Below are 13770 nucleotides of genomic sequence, written 5' to 3'. Positions count from 1 at the left end.
CGACGATACCTACCACTTACTAAGTATTATTCGTTTGAAATGAAAATAGCATTAAACTTGTTATAGATATTAAAACAAACAAAGTTTGTAAAACGCGTTCTTATAGAATTGGCAAAAGATATTTTTAACCTAACCTAAAACTTATCTCAATTCAGGTTTCATTTGTGTGTTAAAAGTGGTAAAGTTAAAGCTTTACCACTTTTTTTTTGTCCTGAATTACGATCAATTATTCATCTGATCAGCAAGCTCTTGAAAAAGTTCCGCTGAAATTTGAAAAAAGTTCTTTTTTTGAAAAGCTTTTTATGTTAAATTTGATTGAGCAAAAAATCTTTTAAAATAGCATCGAAGCTGCTTTTGATGATTTTTTGTAAATTTAACGTATCAACAACTCTGGTAATTTTATTTAAGACAAATGACAACTCCAAAAAAATCTGTTAAGAAAAGTTCATTAGATGATCAGGCACAGGACAAAGAGATGAATGATGAGAATTCTTATGACTCTATTGAGAAAAAGAAAACTTACGACGATGACGACGATGATTTTGATCTTCCATTAGATGATCTGGATACCTTCGACGACTTTGATTCAGACGATGATGATGACACTTATTAAGTAATTCTGTCAAATTATATAGAGCATCTTTTTTATAGGATGCTTTTTTTTTATCAGTACTTTAACCCCAAATGAATAAATGCAGTTAATTTCCGTTTCCAGTTCACAGACAAAAAAAGAATTTTTACAGGTTCCGCATACCATTTATCAAAATGATCAGAACTGGATTTGTCCGCTCGATCAGGATGTAGAGAAAACATTTGACCCGGAGAAGAATATATTCTTTCAACACGGAGAATGTACGCGCTGGATCTTAAAAGATGAACAGGGAAAAACAATTGGAAGGATTGCTGCTTTCATCAATAACAAAAAAGCATTTAACTACGAGCAGCCAACAGGCGGTGCAGGCTTCTTTGAATGCATTGATAATCAGGATGCTGCCTTTAAGCTATTTGATGTTGCACAAGCCTGGCTAAAAGAAAGAGGAATGGCAGCGATGGACGGACCGATCAATTTCGGTGAAAATGACACCTTCTGGGGTTTACTCGTCGAAGGCTTCACTCCCCCATCTTACGGCATGAATTATAATCCTGCTTATTACCAGGCCTTTTTTGAAAATTACGGATTCGTCACTTCTTACCAGCAAATCACCAACCATCTTGCGGTCAGAAATCCTTTTCCCGAACGCTTTACAAAAATTGCGACCTGGGTAGCGAATAAACCGGGCTATACCTTTGAGCACTTTTCCAAAAAGAATGCGGAGAAATATGTGCAGGATCTAATGGAAATTTATAATGACGGCTGGAAAGACTTTGAAAACTTTGTTCCGATCAAGAAAGAAACCCTTCAGGAGAGTTTCAAACAGATGGAGGCCATCATGGATGAAAAACTTATTTGGTTCGCTTACCTCAACGGAGAACCTGCTTCTTTCGTAGTTATTATCCCTGATGCTAATCAAATGATTAAAGGTTTTAACGGAAAATTAGGTTTGATAGAAAAACTGAAATTTGTTTACCGCAGATGGAAGGGCGTAAACAGGATGAGAGCTATTGTGATGGGTACAAAAACTGCCTATCAAAAACACGGGCTTGAATCTGCCTTATTTATTAAACTAAAAGAATATGTTTTGCCTTTGGATCAGTATGATGAACTGGAATTATCCTGGGTAGGCGACTTCAATGATAAAATGCTTTCTATTCATGAAGCAACCGGCGCTGTTTTCGGCAAGCGTCACCTGACTATGAGAAAAGTCTTTTCTGCCCTTTAATTTAAAAGCCTGTTTAGAATAACTAAACAGGCTTTTAAAATCTTACTATTTTTCTCTGATTTCTTCGTAAAGATCAATAACCTTCTTTTGAAGTTTAATGATCTCTTCTTCTCTCAGTGATAGTTTCGCCTTCAGATTATTGATCTCTTCAAAATTTACAGATTGAGGATTTTCTCCTTCTTTAGAGATGATGTCCATTGTTGAGACTTCAAAAAGATTAGCGATCTGAGCCAGCCTTGAGATGTTGATATCTGTAATCCCAGTTTCAATTTTTGAAAATGCAGGAATAGAGATGTTTAATCTTTTAGCTACTTCGCCCTGACTCCATCCATTTTTTTGACGGAGCTGTCTGATGTTCTTACCGATGATGTTCATTGTTATAAATTTAGGTGTGTTTTGTTCTTTAAGTATTCAACTCACGTGCCAGTTTGGCTAGATCCATCCCGCCAAAGTTACCCGAGCTCATCAGCAAAAGGTTTGTCTGGCGAAAATCTAACCCTCTTAAGTATTGCTCAAGAGTAGAGGCATTGTCAAAAAAAGTAAGCTTATCGTTATTAAATGCTGTTTGAACATCTATTTCCGTGAAAGGCTTAATTTTTTTTTGTTGAAATGTTTTTATATCTATATATACGATAGGATTCTCTGCACGGATCATCGTATCTGCATATTGTAGTAAAAAATTTTTATTTAAACTACTAAATGTGTGTAATTCTATACAAGCTACTAATTTTCTTTCCTCAAATTGCGACTTTACTGCCTCAATAGTAGCTTTTAATTTTGAAGGGGAATGTGCGAAATCCTTATAGACATTTGTATTTTTCTCTGCATTTAACAACTCCAACCTTTTTGACGCCCCTTTAAATGAGGTAATTGCCAGATTAAAATCATTTTCACTGATACCAATTTCTTTACAAACCAATTTCGCTGCGCTTAAATTCATAAGGTTATGATCACCAAAAACTTTCAGTGGCAGATTTTCAGGTAGTAAATAAGTTATACCATTGCTAACGCGGTGTGCAGGGATTTCGTATCCTATTTTAACAATTTCTTTACGATTACTTTCAACAAGGGTGTGTAAATCTTTGTCAGTCGCAGCATAAAACAATTTGCCCCCAGGCATGATTGTATTAATAAAAAGGTCGAATTGGTGTAAGTAATTTTCAAATGTAGGAAATACATTCACATGATCCCAGGCCACCCCGCTGATCACTGCAATATTTGCTTTATAAATGTGGAATTTTGGTCTTCTGTCAATCGGGGAAGCTAAATATTCATCTCCTTCGATAATAATTATAGGCGCCGCCTCAGTAAGGCGTACCATCGTATCGAATCCCTCCAGCTGAGCACCAACCAGATAATCGAAATCTTTTTTGTAATAGTTAAGTACATGCAGAATCATGGAAGTAATTGTCGTTTTACCGTGACTACCACCAATAACTACTCTCAGCTTATCTTTGGTCTGCTCATAGATATATTCAGGATAAGAATAAACCTTCAATCCAAGCGCTTGTGCCCTGAGTAATTCAGGATTATCAATAAGGGCATGCATTCCTAAAATAACCGCATCAAGATCAGCCGTGATTGACTCCTCATGCCAACCCAGTTTTTCAGGTAAAATCCCATGTCTGGAAAGTCTGCTTGCCGATGGCTCAAAAATTAAATCATCTGAACCACTTACAATAAAACCTTTCTGATGCAAAGCTATTGCCAGGTTGTGCATTGCACTTCCCCCAATAGCTATAAAATGTATTCGCATTCTCAAATATTAAAAAAAATAAAGCAATTAAATACTTTTATTTATTAAACCTTTTTAAAACGGGAGGCTACCCATTCCCCAATCTTCTTATGATTCAGATAATTCATGCCAAATTCAGCACAAGCGTCCTTAATCATCTGAAGATCCGGATCTTCATAAAATCCACTAAAAAATATTTCACCACCGCTTTTTAAAACGCTGGCGTATACAGGAATCTGATCCAGTAAAATATTACGATTTATGTTTGCCAGTATAATATCATACTGCTCAGCAGGGATAACTTCTTTTCCGCCGCATAAAGCAGTAATATTAGTAATGTTATTCAGTGCAGCATTCTCCTTAGCACTCAGATAACAAACCTCATCGTTATCAATAGCCACTAAATCTTTAGCCCCCTTTTTAGCGGCAAGAATAGCTAATATGGCTGTTCCGCAGCCCATATCAAGGATGTTTTTTCCTGCAACATCACTCTCCAGGATGTACTGCATCATCATGGTTGTAGTTTGATGATGCCCAGTTCCGAAAGCCATTTTCGGGTCAATAACGATCTCGTATTTATATTGAGGCTGAACAGGGTGAAAAGTAGCTCTTACATAGCAGGTTTCATCGATAATAAGTGGTTCGAAATTCTTCTCCCATTCCTCATTCCAATTTTCTGCTGCAATTTCTGTTACTGTATAATTATACTCGAACTCTCCTTCAAACTGAAGAAGAGATCCGGTTAAGTTTTCTTTACTATAGCTATCGAAATCAATAAAGGCAGAGAAACCATTTTCGGTATCTTCGAACGTATTGAATCCAATTTCAGCAAGCTCACTGATTAATAAATCCTGTTGATATTCCTGGATAAGCTTAAAGCTGAAGGTGACTTGTATATACTGCATTAAGAATTAAATGTTTTAACGATATCTGCAAAATCACGGGATTTAAGAGAAGCGCCGCCGATTAATCCACCATCAATATCTTTCTGAGCGAATAGTTCAGGTGCATTTTTAGGTGTACAGCTACCTCCATATAAAATTGAAGTTTCTTCAGCAGCAGCTTCACCATATTTACCAGCAACTTCTGCACGGATAAATTCATGTACTTCCTGTGCTTGTGCTGCAGTAGCAGTTAATCCGGTACCAATTGCCCAAACTGGTTCATAAGCAATAACCACTTTTGCAAAATCTTCAGGACTCAGGTGAAAAAGGCCATTTTCTAATTGTCCCTTAAGGATTTCAAAGAAATTACCATTGTTTCTTTCATCTAAAGTTTCACCGATACAAAAAATAGGTGTTAATCCATTTGCTAAAGCAATATTAGTTTTATCAGCAAGTAAAGCATCGCTTTCAGCAAAATACTGACGACGTTCTGAATGCCCGACAATTACATATTCACAACCAATTGATTTGATCATTTTGGCTGAAATTTCTCCAGTGAAAGCACCGCTTTCTTTTTGGTGGCAATTCTGAGCACCAATTTTAACGACATCACCTCCTAATTTTGATAAGCTGTTTAAGTGAATAAACGGAGCACATATGATAGCAATCTGATCGCCTTTTTTTTCATCTCTTACGATGTTAACGATTTCTGAAAATAATGAAATACCTTCTGCATAGTCCGTATTCATTTTCCAATTTCCTGCTACTATTTTCTTTCTCATAATTAAATCTAATATTATTTTAACTGTAATCCTATTTCATTGCTGCTTAGCCCAAATTTTGACGCTCAAATTAAGTTACTATACCTCAACTACACATATAGCTGATAAAAATACACAAACTCTCTTAAAAAGATCTATAAATTGAAGTTAAATCAAAAATCGATGACAATATATCTTTTTCTATCTGATTAAACTCAACATTTTTGCGTTCATATACTTTTTCTGCTGTTTCGAACATTTTTTCAAGGCTATAAACAGCCAGATTATCAGAACCACCCCAGGCAAAATCGGGAATAAAGTTCTTTGGATACCCCGAACCGAACACATTTGCACTTACACCAACCACAGTACCGGTATTAAACATCGTATTGATACCACATTTAACATGATCTGCCATAATTAAGCCGCAAAATTGAAGTCCAGTCTGTCTGAAGGCTGTTCTTTCATAATCCCATAATTTAACAGCTGCATAGTTATTTTTCAAATTGGAATTATTGGTATCAGCTCCGATATTGCACCATTGGCCCAGCACCGAATTACCCAGATAACCTTCATGCCCTTTCGCAGAATATCCCCAGATCACAGCATTGTTGATCTCACCGCCCACCGTACTAAAAGGGCCTATTGTTGTTTGTCCGTAAATCTTGGTTCCCATCTTTACCCTGGAGCCTTCGCCCAAAGCAAAAGACCCTCTGATATGTGTACCTTCCCAGATCTGCGTATTTTTACCCAGATAAACCGGCCCCGTTAAGGTATTAAATGTAGCACATTCTGCTTCTACTCCCTCTTCGATAAAAATCCGGTCGCCCAGAACTGTATTGGTGGCACTTAGCTTTGCTGAAACCCTTCCTTTAGTTAAAAGGTCAAAGTCAGCCCTGAGCTGAATGTCATTATTTCTAAAAATATCTTCAGGAAATACGATACGCGTAAAAATACCACTATAAGACACAGGGCGCAATAAAGCTCCTGCGGATAAACTAACGATTTCACCCGGATTAACCTTATAAGCTAAGATAAGCTCACCCTGAACGAGCACTTCACCACTATGCAAAGCAGCAATCGCAGCAAAAAGACTTTCATTCGGACAAACAGAACCATTCACATAGGTATCTGCATCGTTGCGGGTTTTATATTTTGCACTAAGATAGACTGAGGTACAGAACCCTGCACCAGTTGATGCATACTTTTCCCATTTTTCAGCTATGGTTAATATTCCGATCCTCAGATCGGCCACAGGGCGGGTAAAAGTGAGTGGCCTTAAAGTTAAAGCAGTCTGATCATCAAATAAATTAATGTTCATTTGAGTTGTTATTGTTGTTCACAGAATTTGCAGAGCGCAAACTCCTATTATATAATATAAGCAAAAATAAAAAAAGTCCCGAAGCTTAGCATCGGGACTTTATAATAATTTCTTATAACTGTAGAATTATTTCTTAGCGTAACGAGTTTTAAATTTATCGATACGACCAGCTGTATCTACCAGTTTCATTTTACCAGTATAGAAAGGGTGAGAGGTGTGTGAGATCTCTAATTTATAAAGAGGGTACTCGTTACCATCTTCCCAAGTCACAGATTCTTTAGTATCAACGCAAGATTTAGTTAAGAAAGAGTATTCGTTAGACATATCTTTAAATACTACGAATCTATAGTTTGATGGGTGAAGATCTTTTTTCATAATGAATATATACTTATTTGTACTTATTTGTCGCTTATTTTGAAGGTTGCAAATATCCTAATTATATTTTTTATTTACAAGCATTATTAAAAAATTATGTACTATACTTTTTTCTGGTTTCAATTTTCTGTAGCTGTCTGCTAATATATTCATCTGCAATCACTTCTGCCGAAGGTAGTTGTGAGCTGCTGATCAGCAAAGATTTTAATCTTTCTTCATTCACATCCGTGCGATATAATATATTCATCATTTTAGAGATATCATTATCCAGCAACCAAGAGAAAGCATACACCATTTTTGCTCTCAATTGCTCCGCGGACAATTCATCTTCCAGTTCAAAATCATTCCCTATAATCCTGCAGAGCACTTTCAAATCATCCATTCCGTTATTTTTTTATTTCCTGACACAACTCGATCAGTACACCATTTGTCCCCTTAGGATGTACAAAACAGATCAGCTTACTGTCGGCCCCAAATTTAGGTTCTTCATTCAACAGTACAAAGCCTTCGTTTTTCAGTCTTTTCATTTCCGCGTAAATATCATCCACATCAAACGCAATGTGATGTATTCCCTCTCCTCTTTTCTCTATAAACGAAGCGATCGGACTAGTTGCCGCAGTCGCAGCCAGCAATTCAATTTTATTCTCACCAGTCCTGAAAAATGCGGTATCAACGCCTTCAGAAAATACTGATTCCTGTTTATAAGCAGCTATACCCAGTAACTTTTCATATAGCCGGCAAGATGCATCAAGGTCTTTTACTGCGATGCCAATATGTTCAATTTTATTCATTGTCTATGTAAACGTTAAGCGAATGTAAAAATGCATGTTTCCAACCGATGTTCATAGCTACATCTTACATTCTTTGGCAATCTTTTTTTGTACATTTGTATATTAAAAGAATAAATTACATACAATGGAACTTCCTATCTATCTAGATAATAACGCGACAACCCCGCTTGACCCAAGAGTGCTTGAAGCAATGCTGCCTTACTTCACCACTAAATTTGGTAATGCTGCAAGCCGTAACCACGCCTTTGGCTGGGTTGCAGAAGAAGGTGTTGATTATGCACGTGAGCAAGCTGCCAAACTGATTGGCTGTACTGAAAAGGAAATTATTTTCACTTCAGGTGCTACAGAAGCAGACAACCTTGGTATTAAAGGTGTGTTCGAAATGTATCAGGATAAAGGTAATCATATCATTACTGCAACTACTGAACACAAAGCAGTATTGGATACTTGCAAACACCTGGAGAAATTAGGTGCAAAAGTTACTTACCTGTCAGTAAAAGAAGACGGCTTAATCGATCTTGCTGAATTAGAAGCAGCAATGACTGAACAAACTATCCTGGTTACGATCATGTATGGTAACAATGAGATCGGTGTTGTTCAGCCTATCAAAGAAATTTCTGCAATCGCACATAAATTCGGCGCATTGTTCATGACTGACGCCACTCAGGCTGTAGGTAAAATACCTGTAGATGTAAATGCAGACGGAATTGACCTGCTTGCATTCAGTGCACACAAAATGTACGGCCCTAAAGGAGTTGGAGTATTATATGTACGCCGTAAAAACCCAAGGGTTAAAGTAACCGCACAAATGGACGGTGGTGGTCACGAACGCGGCATGCGTTCAGGAACATTAAACGTACCTGGGATTGTTGGTTTAGGTAAAGCCTGTGAATTATGCCGTTTAGAAATGGATTCAGAAGCAGCACGCCTTTCCGCACTGAGAGATAAATTAGAAAGCGCACTGACAGTAATGGAAGAAAGTTACGTGAACGGAAATACACAACACCGTTTACCACATGTAGCCAATATATCTTTCAAATATGTAGAAGGTGAAGGATTAATGATGGCGATGAAAGACCTGGCTGTTTCTTCAGGTTCTGCCTGTACTTCAGCTTCACTGGAGCCTTCTTACGTATTAAAAAGCTTAGGTCTTTCTGATGACCTTGCACACTCTTCTATCCGTTTCGGTTTAGGCCGTTTCACTACCGAAGAAGAAATTGATTACGCGATTGAAAACACTAAAAAAGCAGTGAACCACTTAAGAGATCTTTCACCACTTTGGGAGATGTTTAAGGAAGGAATTGATTTAAGCAAAATTGAATGGGCGGAGCACTAGTCTTCAGGCTGGTTCATCTATAAATAAAATATTTAAAAAACAATCCTCTTTAACAAGAGGTTTAGAGGAAAACAAAATGGCATACTCAGAAAAAGTAATGGAACACTATACCAACCCCCGTAACGTTGGTACATTAGATAAAAACAGTAAATCAGTGGGTACAGGTTTAGTTGGCGCACCAGAATGCGGTGACGTGATGCGTCTTCAAATTGAAGTGGATGAAAACAATGTAATCACTGATGCTAAATTTAAAACATTCGGCTGTGGTTCTGCAATTGCTTCTTCATCTTTAGCAACAGAATGGCTGAAAGGCAAAACTGTTGACGAAGCGATGACGATTGACAATATGGATATCGTAGAAGAATTAGCATTGCCACCAGTAAAAATTCACTGTTCAGTATTAGCAGAGGATGCGATTAAGTCAGCAATCAATGATTACCGTGTTAAAAATGGCATGGAACCAATTGCATTGCCTAAATCACACCACTAAATAATACCGGGCCTTATTTAAACAATTAAGCATATGATCACGATCACAGATAAAGCTAAAACCAAGATTGATAACTTAATGCAGGAATCTCAGATGGATACGACTTACTTTTTACGTGTTTCAGTAAAAGGTGGTGGTTGTTCAGGCTTATCCTACAATTTAGATTTTGATAACGAGGAAAAAACAGGAGATCAGTTTTTTGAAGACAGAGGGATCCGTATAGCACTGGATATGAAATCATTTTTATATCTGGCCGGTACAGAACTTGATTTCACAGACGGAATAAACGGAAAAGGATTCAACTTCAATAACCCAAATGCAAGCCGCACTTGTGGTTGCGGAGAAAGTTTCTCAGTTTAACCTGATATAATATATTAAAAGGGCACTTTATAGTGCCCTTTTTTGATTTAAGCTAATTTTACCGTTATTTTTATAAAAACACCTATTGTGTTTTTATAAAAATACTTTATTATTGCCCTCGCAAAAAAACAAATATGGTATCATTTAACGAGTTTTCTACGGTTCCAAGCTTATTAAGAAACGTAGTAGAAAACATTCACAAGCCTGAAGAAACATTCTTAATCCATAAAAAGAATAATGAATGGGAAAATATCTCATTTAAGCAGACTTTAGACACAGCCGATGCGGTAGCTGCATTTTTTTTATCAAAAGGAGTAGCTAAAGGTGACAGGATGGGACTGATGATTGAGAATGGCCCTGATTATGTATACTATGATCAGGGGATTCAGCAAATCGGTGCCATCAATGTATCCATTTATCCTACCCTCTCCGAACAGGAAGTTGAATATATTATTAACGACTCCGGCATAAAATCCATCCTGATCGGTAATCCATTTCTTTACAAAAAAATATTAAAGATCGCAGACAACTGCAGACACTTAAATTATATCATTCCTGCTTTTGCAGAATATACTAAAACTACTGTCCCCGAAGGACTGGATAAAACCATCATCAGTTTTGAAGAACTGATCAAACAAGGTAAAGAACTCGTTTCTACCTATCAGGTTAAGATTAAAGAAACAAGGGCTATTCTGCGTCCTTCAGACACCTCTTCTTTAATCTATACTTCAGGTACAACTGGCACCCCGAAAGGTGTGATGCTTTCTCACAGCAATTTCGTGGAGAACGTAAAGGTTTGTCTGCAGCAAATCCCGATCATTGACCAGACAGATGTATTCTTATCATTTCTTCCTTTGTCCCATGTCTTTGAAAGGACAGCAACCTACCATGTATGCTGCGCACAAGGCTGTAAAATTGCGTATGCACAAAGCCTGGAATTACTGGCCAAAAACATGGCAGAGATCAAACCAACTGTCATGAGTTGTGTGCCCCGTTTATTAGAGCGCATCCATGATAAAGCCATTAAAAGCGGCACAGCAGAAGGTGGCCTGAAAGCTAAAATATTCTTATGGGCATTGGAAACAGGGCAAAACTATCGTCATAAAATCGAAGCTGGCAAAACACCGGGCATCGTATTGTCCGTAGAAAAGAGAATTGCGGAGAAACTGGTATTCAGCAAAATAAAAGAGAAAACCGGTGGAAGATTAAAATTCATGATTTCGGGCGGTGCGGCGCTTCCTAAAAATGTTGGTGAATTTTTCGGTAACCTGGGTATTAAAATACTGGAAGGCTTTGGCTTGACTGAAACCTCTCCGGTAATGTCAGTTACGGAATATGACAGACAGGTTTATGGAACCGTAGGCCGGATTATTCCAGGCATAGAGGTTGCTATCCAGAACATTGAGACTAAAGAAATGATCAGCATCCAAACCCATGAATCTTTTGCGGTAGATTTCGAATGTGCTGAAGGTGAAATTATAGTGCGTGGCCATTGTGTAATGCAAGGCTATTTCAATAAACCAGCAGAAACTGCTGAAGCCATTGATAAAAACAACTGGTTCCACACAGGTGACATTGGCCGTTTTTATAAAGGTAACCTTCAGATTACTGACCGTTTAAAAAACATGATCGTCAATGCTTACGGAAAGAATGTTTATCCTACACCAGTAGAAAACATCTATCTGAAAAGTCTTAAAATAGATTCCTTATTTTTAATTGGCGATAAAAGAGAATACCTGACCGCGATCATTATCCCGAACAGAGAAAGCCTGCAGGAAAAATTTAACTTACCAGACTCGTACTTCCTACAACCGGACATCTTTATCAATGAGCCGGAAATTATAGACTGGATTGGACAGGATATCAGGAAATTATCCAATGAGTTATCCAAGTTTGAGCGGATCAAGAACTTCAGAATCAAAAGAAACCCTTTCAGCATTGAAGAAGGTGAGATCACACCTACCATGAAAATAAAGCGTAAGGTGGTTGAAAAGATCTACGCTGAAGCGATCAATGAGCTCTATACTGAAGCCGTTGATGCGGATTAAAAATTCTAAAAAAAAACAGCCTCTAATTTAGTATTTTTGCAGCTGCCTGAACATAGCGTTCAAGCAGCGATAAATTAGAGCTTATCCGGTGAAAGCCGAATATATAACATATTATGAGTACAGGATTATCAGAATTAGAAATACTGCGCAGAAATGCGCTTACTCAGTTACGTGAACTGGGCATTGATCCATATCCACCTGAAGGATATGAAATCAATACAAACGCAGCCGATATACTGGCTAATTACGAAAATAATAAGGAGGCTTATCAAAAGGTAAGTTTTGCAGGCAGAATCATGACCCGTCGTATTATGGGAAGTGCAGCTTTTGTAGAGATACAAGATTCTACCGGCCGTATCCAGGTTTATTTAAAGAGAGACGAACTTTGTCCTGAGGAGGATAAAACACTTTACAATACAGTTTTCAAGAAATTACTGGATCTTGGTGATTTCATTGGAATTAAAGGCTATGTCTTTACCACGCAAACTGGTGAGATCTCTGTACACGTAACTGAATTCAAATTACTGGCTAAATCATTGAAACCCCTTCCAATCGTTAAACGTGACGAAGACGGAAACATTTTTGATGGTTTTACTGATCCTGAACTAAGATACAGACAACGTTATGTAGATCTGACCGTAAATCCGGACTTTAAACAGATCTTTATCACCCGTTCTAAGGTAATCAATACCATGAGAGCTTACTTCGATGAGCAGGGCTGGATGGAAGTGGAAACACCTATCCTGCAAGCCATCCATGGTGGAGCAGCAGCACGTCCTTTTAATACGCATCACAATACACTGGATATGCCTTTATATCTGAGAATTGCAAATGAGTTATATTTAAAAAGACTGATCGTTGCTGGTTTTGACGGTGTATATGAGTTCGGAAAAATGTTCAGAAATGAAGGAATGGACCGTACGCATAACCCAGAGTTCACATCGATGGAAATCTATGTAGCTTACAAAGATTATATTTGGATGATGGGCATGGTAGAAGCCTGTCTGGAGAAAGTAGCACGAGCTACACATGGTTCACCTATCGTTAAAGTTGGCGAACATGAAATTAATTTTGCTGGGCCTTACGAGAAATTGACGATGTATGAGTCTATTCAGAAATATACAGGAATCGATGTTTCGGCCATGACCGAAGAACAGCTTAAAGAGACTTGTAAAAGTCTGAATATAGAGGTTGATCCTTCAATGGGCCGTGGAAAACTGGTTGATGAATTATTCAGTGAGAAAGTAGAAGCTAATTTAATCCAGCCTACATACATTACTGATTACCCGATAGAAATGACTCCGCTGGCTAAAAAGCACCGTAGTTCAGCAGGTTTGGTAGAGCGTTTCGAGCTTTTTGTAATGGGTAAAGAAATCGGTAATGCCTATACGGAGCTGAATGATCCTATTGATCAGAAAGAACGTTTTGAAGACCAGTTAAAACTGGCTGCAAGAGGTGATGATGAAGCGATGGCGATGGATGACGATTTTATCCGTGCATTAGAATATGGTATGCCTCCAACTTCAGGTTTAGGCATTGGTATTGACCGTTTGGTGATGCTGATGACTAACCAGTCTACCATTCAGGAAGTACTTTTCTTCCCGCAGATGAGACCGGAGAAAAAAGCCAAAATCACTACTGACGAAGATTTCGTAAATGCTGGTATCCCGGCAGAATGGGTTCAGGTGATCCGTAAAATGGGCTTTAACACTGTAGAAGATTTAGCAGGAGCCAATGCAAATAAAGTGTTTAATGATTTGGGCGGTATGCGCAAAAAGTTAAAACTTGAATTAACTATGCCTTCGAAAGAAGACGTAACCGCCTGGTTCTCTTAACATAATCATAACAA

The 13770-nt window shown here is 37.8% G+C and carries 15 protein-coding genes; 7 read left to right on the top strand and 8 right to left on the bottom strand.

Annotated features, from left to right (window positions below; genetic code table 11):
* Nucleotides 1–412 precede the first annotated feature (412 nt).
* Together ABIB30_RS10870 and ABIB30_RS10865 are read left to right on the top strand one after the other, a co-directional pair.
* Complete coding sequence (locus tag ABIB30_RS10870) at nucleotides 413–613, top strand: hypothetical protein (protein WP_111631849.1); 201 nt, start codon at nucleotides 413–415, stop codon at nucleotides 611–613.
* A gap of 79 nt (nucleotides 614–692) precedes the next feature.
* Nucleotides 693–1820 carry a GNAT family N-acetyltransferase gene (locus ABIB30_RS10865; protein WP_354301891.1) on the top strand — a complete coding sequence of 376 codons (1128 nt, stop codon included), beginning with the start codon at nucleotides 693–695 and terminating at the stop codon, nucleotides 1818–1820.
* Between the two features lie 45 nt (nucleotides 1821–1865).
* On the opposite strand, the gene ABIB30_RS10860 is transcribed toward ABIB30_RS10865, so the two are convergent.
* The 8 genes from ABIB30_RS10860 to mce all read right to left on the bottom strand — a co-directional run bounded on the left by ABIB30_RS10860 (nucleotide 1866) and on the right by mce (nucleotide 7687).
* Nucleotides 1866–2195: a helix-turn-helix domain-containing protein gene (locus ABIB30_RS10860; protein WP_041884843.1), complete on the bottom strand. Its 330-nt coding sequence runs from the start codon at nucleotides 2193–2195 to the stop codon at nucleotides 1866–1868.
* A gap of 28 nt (nucleotides 2196–2223) precedes the next feature.
* Nucleotides 2224–3576 (bottom strand): UDP-N-acetylmuramate--L-alanine ligase, encoded by a 1353-nt coding sequence (locus ABIB30_RS10855; protein WP_354301889.1) that lies wholly within the window; start codon nucleotides 3574–3576, stop codon nucleotides 2224–2226.
* Between the two features lie 44 nt (nucleotides 3577–3620).
* Complete coding sequence (gene prmA, locus ABIB30_RS10850) at nucleotides 3621–4460, bottom strand: 50S ribosomal protein L11 methyltransferase (protein WP_354301887.1); 840 nt, start codon at nucleotides 4458–4460, stop codon at nucleotides 3621–3623.
* Nucleotides 4460–5221, bottom strand: a complete 762-nt coding sequence (tpiA, locus tag ABIB30_RS10845) for a triose-phosphate isomerase (RefSeq protein ID WP_354301885.1) — start codon at nucleotides 5219–5221, stop codon at nucleotides 4460–4462. Before tpiA ends, prmA begins: the two co-directional genes overlap by 1 nt.
* A gap of 124 nt (nucleotides 5222–5345) precedes the next feature.
* Complete coding sequence (locus ABIB30_RS10840; RefSeq protein ID WP_354301883.1) at nucleotides 5346–6521, bottom strand: putative sugar nucleotidyl transferase; 1176 nt, start codon at nucleotides 6519–6521, stop codon at nucleotides 5346–5348.
* Between the two features lie 126 nt (nucleotides 6522–6647).
* Complete coding sequence (locus ABIB30_RS10835; protein ID WP_265842116.1) at nucleotides 6648–6896, bottom strand: type B 50S ribosomal protein L31; 249 nt, start codon at nucleotides 6894–6896, stop codon at nucleotides 6648–6650.
* Between the two features lie 94 nt (nucleotides 6897–6990).
* Nucleotides 6991–7278 (bottom strand): hypothetical protein, encoded by a 288-nt coding sequence (locus tag ABIB30_RS10830; protein ID WP_354301881.1) that lies wholly within the window; start codon nucleotides 7276–7278, stop codon nucleotides 6991–6993.
* Between the two features lie 4 nt (nucleotides 7279–7282).
* Complete coding sequence (gene mce / locus ABIB30_RS10825; protein ID WP_354301879.1) at nucleotides 7283–7687, bottom strand: methylmalonyl-CoA epimerase; 405 nt, start codon at nucleotides 7685–7687, stop codon at nucleotides 7283–7285.
* A gap of 124 nt (nucleotides 7688–7811) precedes the next feature.
* Between mce and ABIB30_RS10820 the strand changes: the two genes are divergently transcribed.
* From ABIB30_RS10820 to lysS, 5 genes are all read left to right on the top strand, one after another.
* Nucleotides 7812–9023, top strand: a complete 1212-nt coding sequence (locus ABIB30_RS10820; RefSeq protein WP_354301877.1) for an IscS subfamily cysteine desulfurase — start codon at nucleotides 7812–7814, stop codon at nucleotides 9021–9023.
* Nucleotides 9024–9099: 76 nt separating this feature from the next.
* A complete protein-coding gene (iscU, locus tag ABIB30_RS10815; RefSeq protein ID WP_068401521.1) occupies nucleotides 9100–9513 on the top strand; it encodes a Fe-S cluster assembly scaffold IscU in 414 nt (137 codons plus the stop codon).
* A gap of 33 nt (nucleotides 9514–9546) precedes the next feature.
* The gene (locus ABIB30_RS10810; RefSeq protein ID WP_068401527.1) at nucleotides 9547–9873 is read left to right on the top strand and encodes a HesB/IscA family protein; all 327 of its coding nucleotides are present in this window, start codon (nucleotides 9547–9549) and stop codon (nucleotides 9871–9873) included.
* 134 nt (nucleotides 9874–10007) lie between these two features.
* Nucleotides 10008–11921 carry an AMP-dependent synthetase/ligase gene (locus ABIB30_RS10805; protein ID WP_354301874.1) on the top strand — a complete coding sequence of 638 codons (1914 nt, stop codon included), beginning with the start codon at nucleotides 10008–10010 and terminating at the stop codon, nucleotides 11919–11921.
* 113 nt (nucleotides 11922–12034) lie between these two features.
* A complete protein-coding gene (gene lysS / locus ABIB30_RS10800; RefSeq protein ID WP_354301872.1) occupies nucleotides 12035–13756 on the top strand; it encodes a lysine--tRNA ligase in 1722 nt (573 codons plus the stop codon).
* The last annotated feature ends 14 nt before the right edge of the window (nucleotides 13757–13770 follow it).

The sequence above is a fragment of the Pedobacter sp. UYP1 genome (assembly GCF_040547305.1).
GTDB lineage: Bacteria > Bacteroidota > Bacteroidia > Sphingobacteriales > Sphingobacteriaceae > Pedobacter.
This window is presented reverse-complemented; position numbering and strand designations above follow the sequence as displayed.

What these genes read in the sequence shown, in the direction of transcription:
- ABIB30_RS10805 (WP_354301874.1), top strand. Translation starts at nt 10,008, where the DNA reads ATGGTATCATTTAACGAGTTTTCTACGGTTCCAAGCTTATTAAGAAAC.
- ABIB30_RS10810 (WP_068401527.1), top strand. Translation starts at nt 9,547, where the DNA reads ATGATCACGATCACAGATAAAGCTAAAACCAAGATTGATAACTTAATG.
- ABIB30_RS10835 (WP_265842116.1), bottom strand. Translation starts at nt 6,896, where the DNA reads ATGAAAAAAGATCTTCACCCATCAAACTATAGATTCGTAGTATTTAAA.
- ABIB30_RS10830 (WP_354301881.1), bottom strand. Translation starts at nt 7,278, where the DNA reads ATGGATGATTTGAAAGTGCTCTGCAGGATTATAGGGAATGATTTTGAA.
- iscU (WP_068401521.1), top strand. Translation starts at nt 9,100, where the DNA reads ATGGCATACTCAGAAAAAGTAATGGAACACTATACCAACCCCCGTAAC.
- ABIB30_RS10840 (WP_354301883.1), bottom strand. Translation starts at nt 6,521, where the DNA reads ATGAACATTAATTTATTTGATGATCAGACTGCTTTAACTTTAAGGCCA.
- ABIB30_RS10820 (WP_354301877.1), top strand. Translation starts at nt 7,812, where the DNA reads ATGGAACTTCCTATCTATCTAGATAATAACGCGACAACCCCGCTTGAC.
- ABIB30_RS10865 (WP_354301891.1), top strand. Translation starts at nt 693, where the DNA reads ATGCAGTTAATTTCCGTTTCCAGTTCACAGACAAAAAAAGAATTTTTA.
- prmA (WP_354301887.1), bottom strand. Translation starts at nt 4,460, where the DNA reads ATGCAGTATATACAAGTCACCTTCAGCTTTAAGCTTATCCAGGAATAT.
- mce (WP_354301879.1), bottom strand. Translation starts at nt 7,687, where the DNA reads ATGAATAAAATTGAACATATTGGCATCGCAGTAAAAGACCTTGATGCA.
- ABIB30_RS10860 (WP_041884843.1), bottom strand. Translation starts at nt 2,195, where the DNA reads ATGAACATCATCGGTAAGAACATCAGACAGCTCCGTCAAAAAAATGGA.
- ABIB30_RS10870 (WP_111631849.1), top strand. Translation starts at nt 413, where the DNA reads ATGACAACTCCAAAAAAATCTGTTAAGAAAAGTTCATTAGATGATCAG.
- ABIB30_RS10855 (WP_354301889.1), bottom strand. Translation starts at nt 3,576, where the DNA reads ATGCGAATACATTTTATAGCTATTGGGGGAAGTGCAATGCACAACCTG.
- tpiA (WP_354301885.1), bottom strand. Translation starts at nt 5,221, where the DNA reads ATGAGAAAGAAAATAGTAGCAGGAAATTGGAAAATGAATACGGACTAT.
- lysS (WP_354301872.1), top strand. Translation starts at nt 12,035, where the DNA reads ATGAGTACAGGATTATCAGAATTAGAAATACTGCGCAGAAATGCGCTT.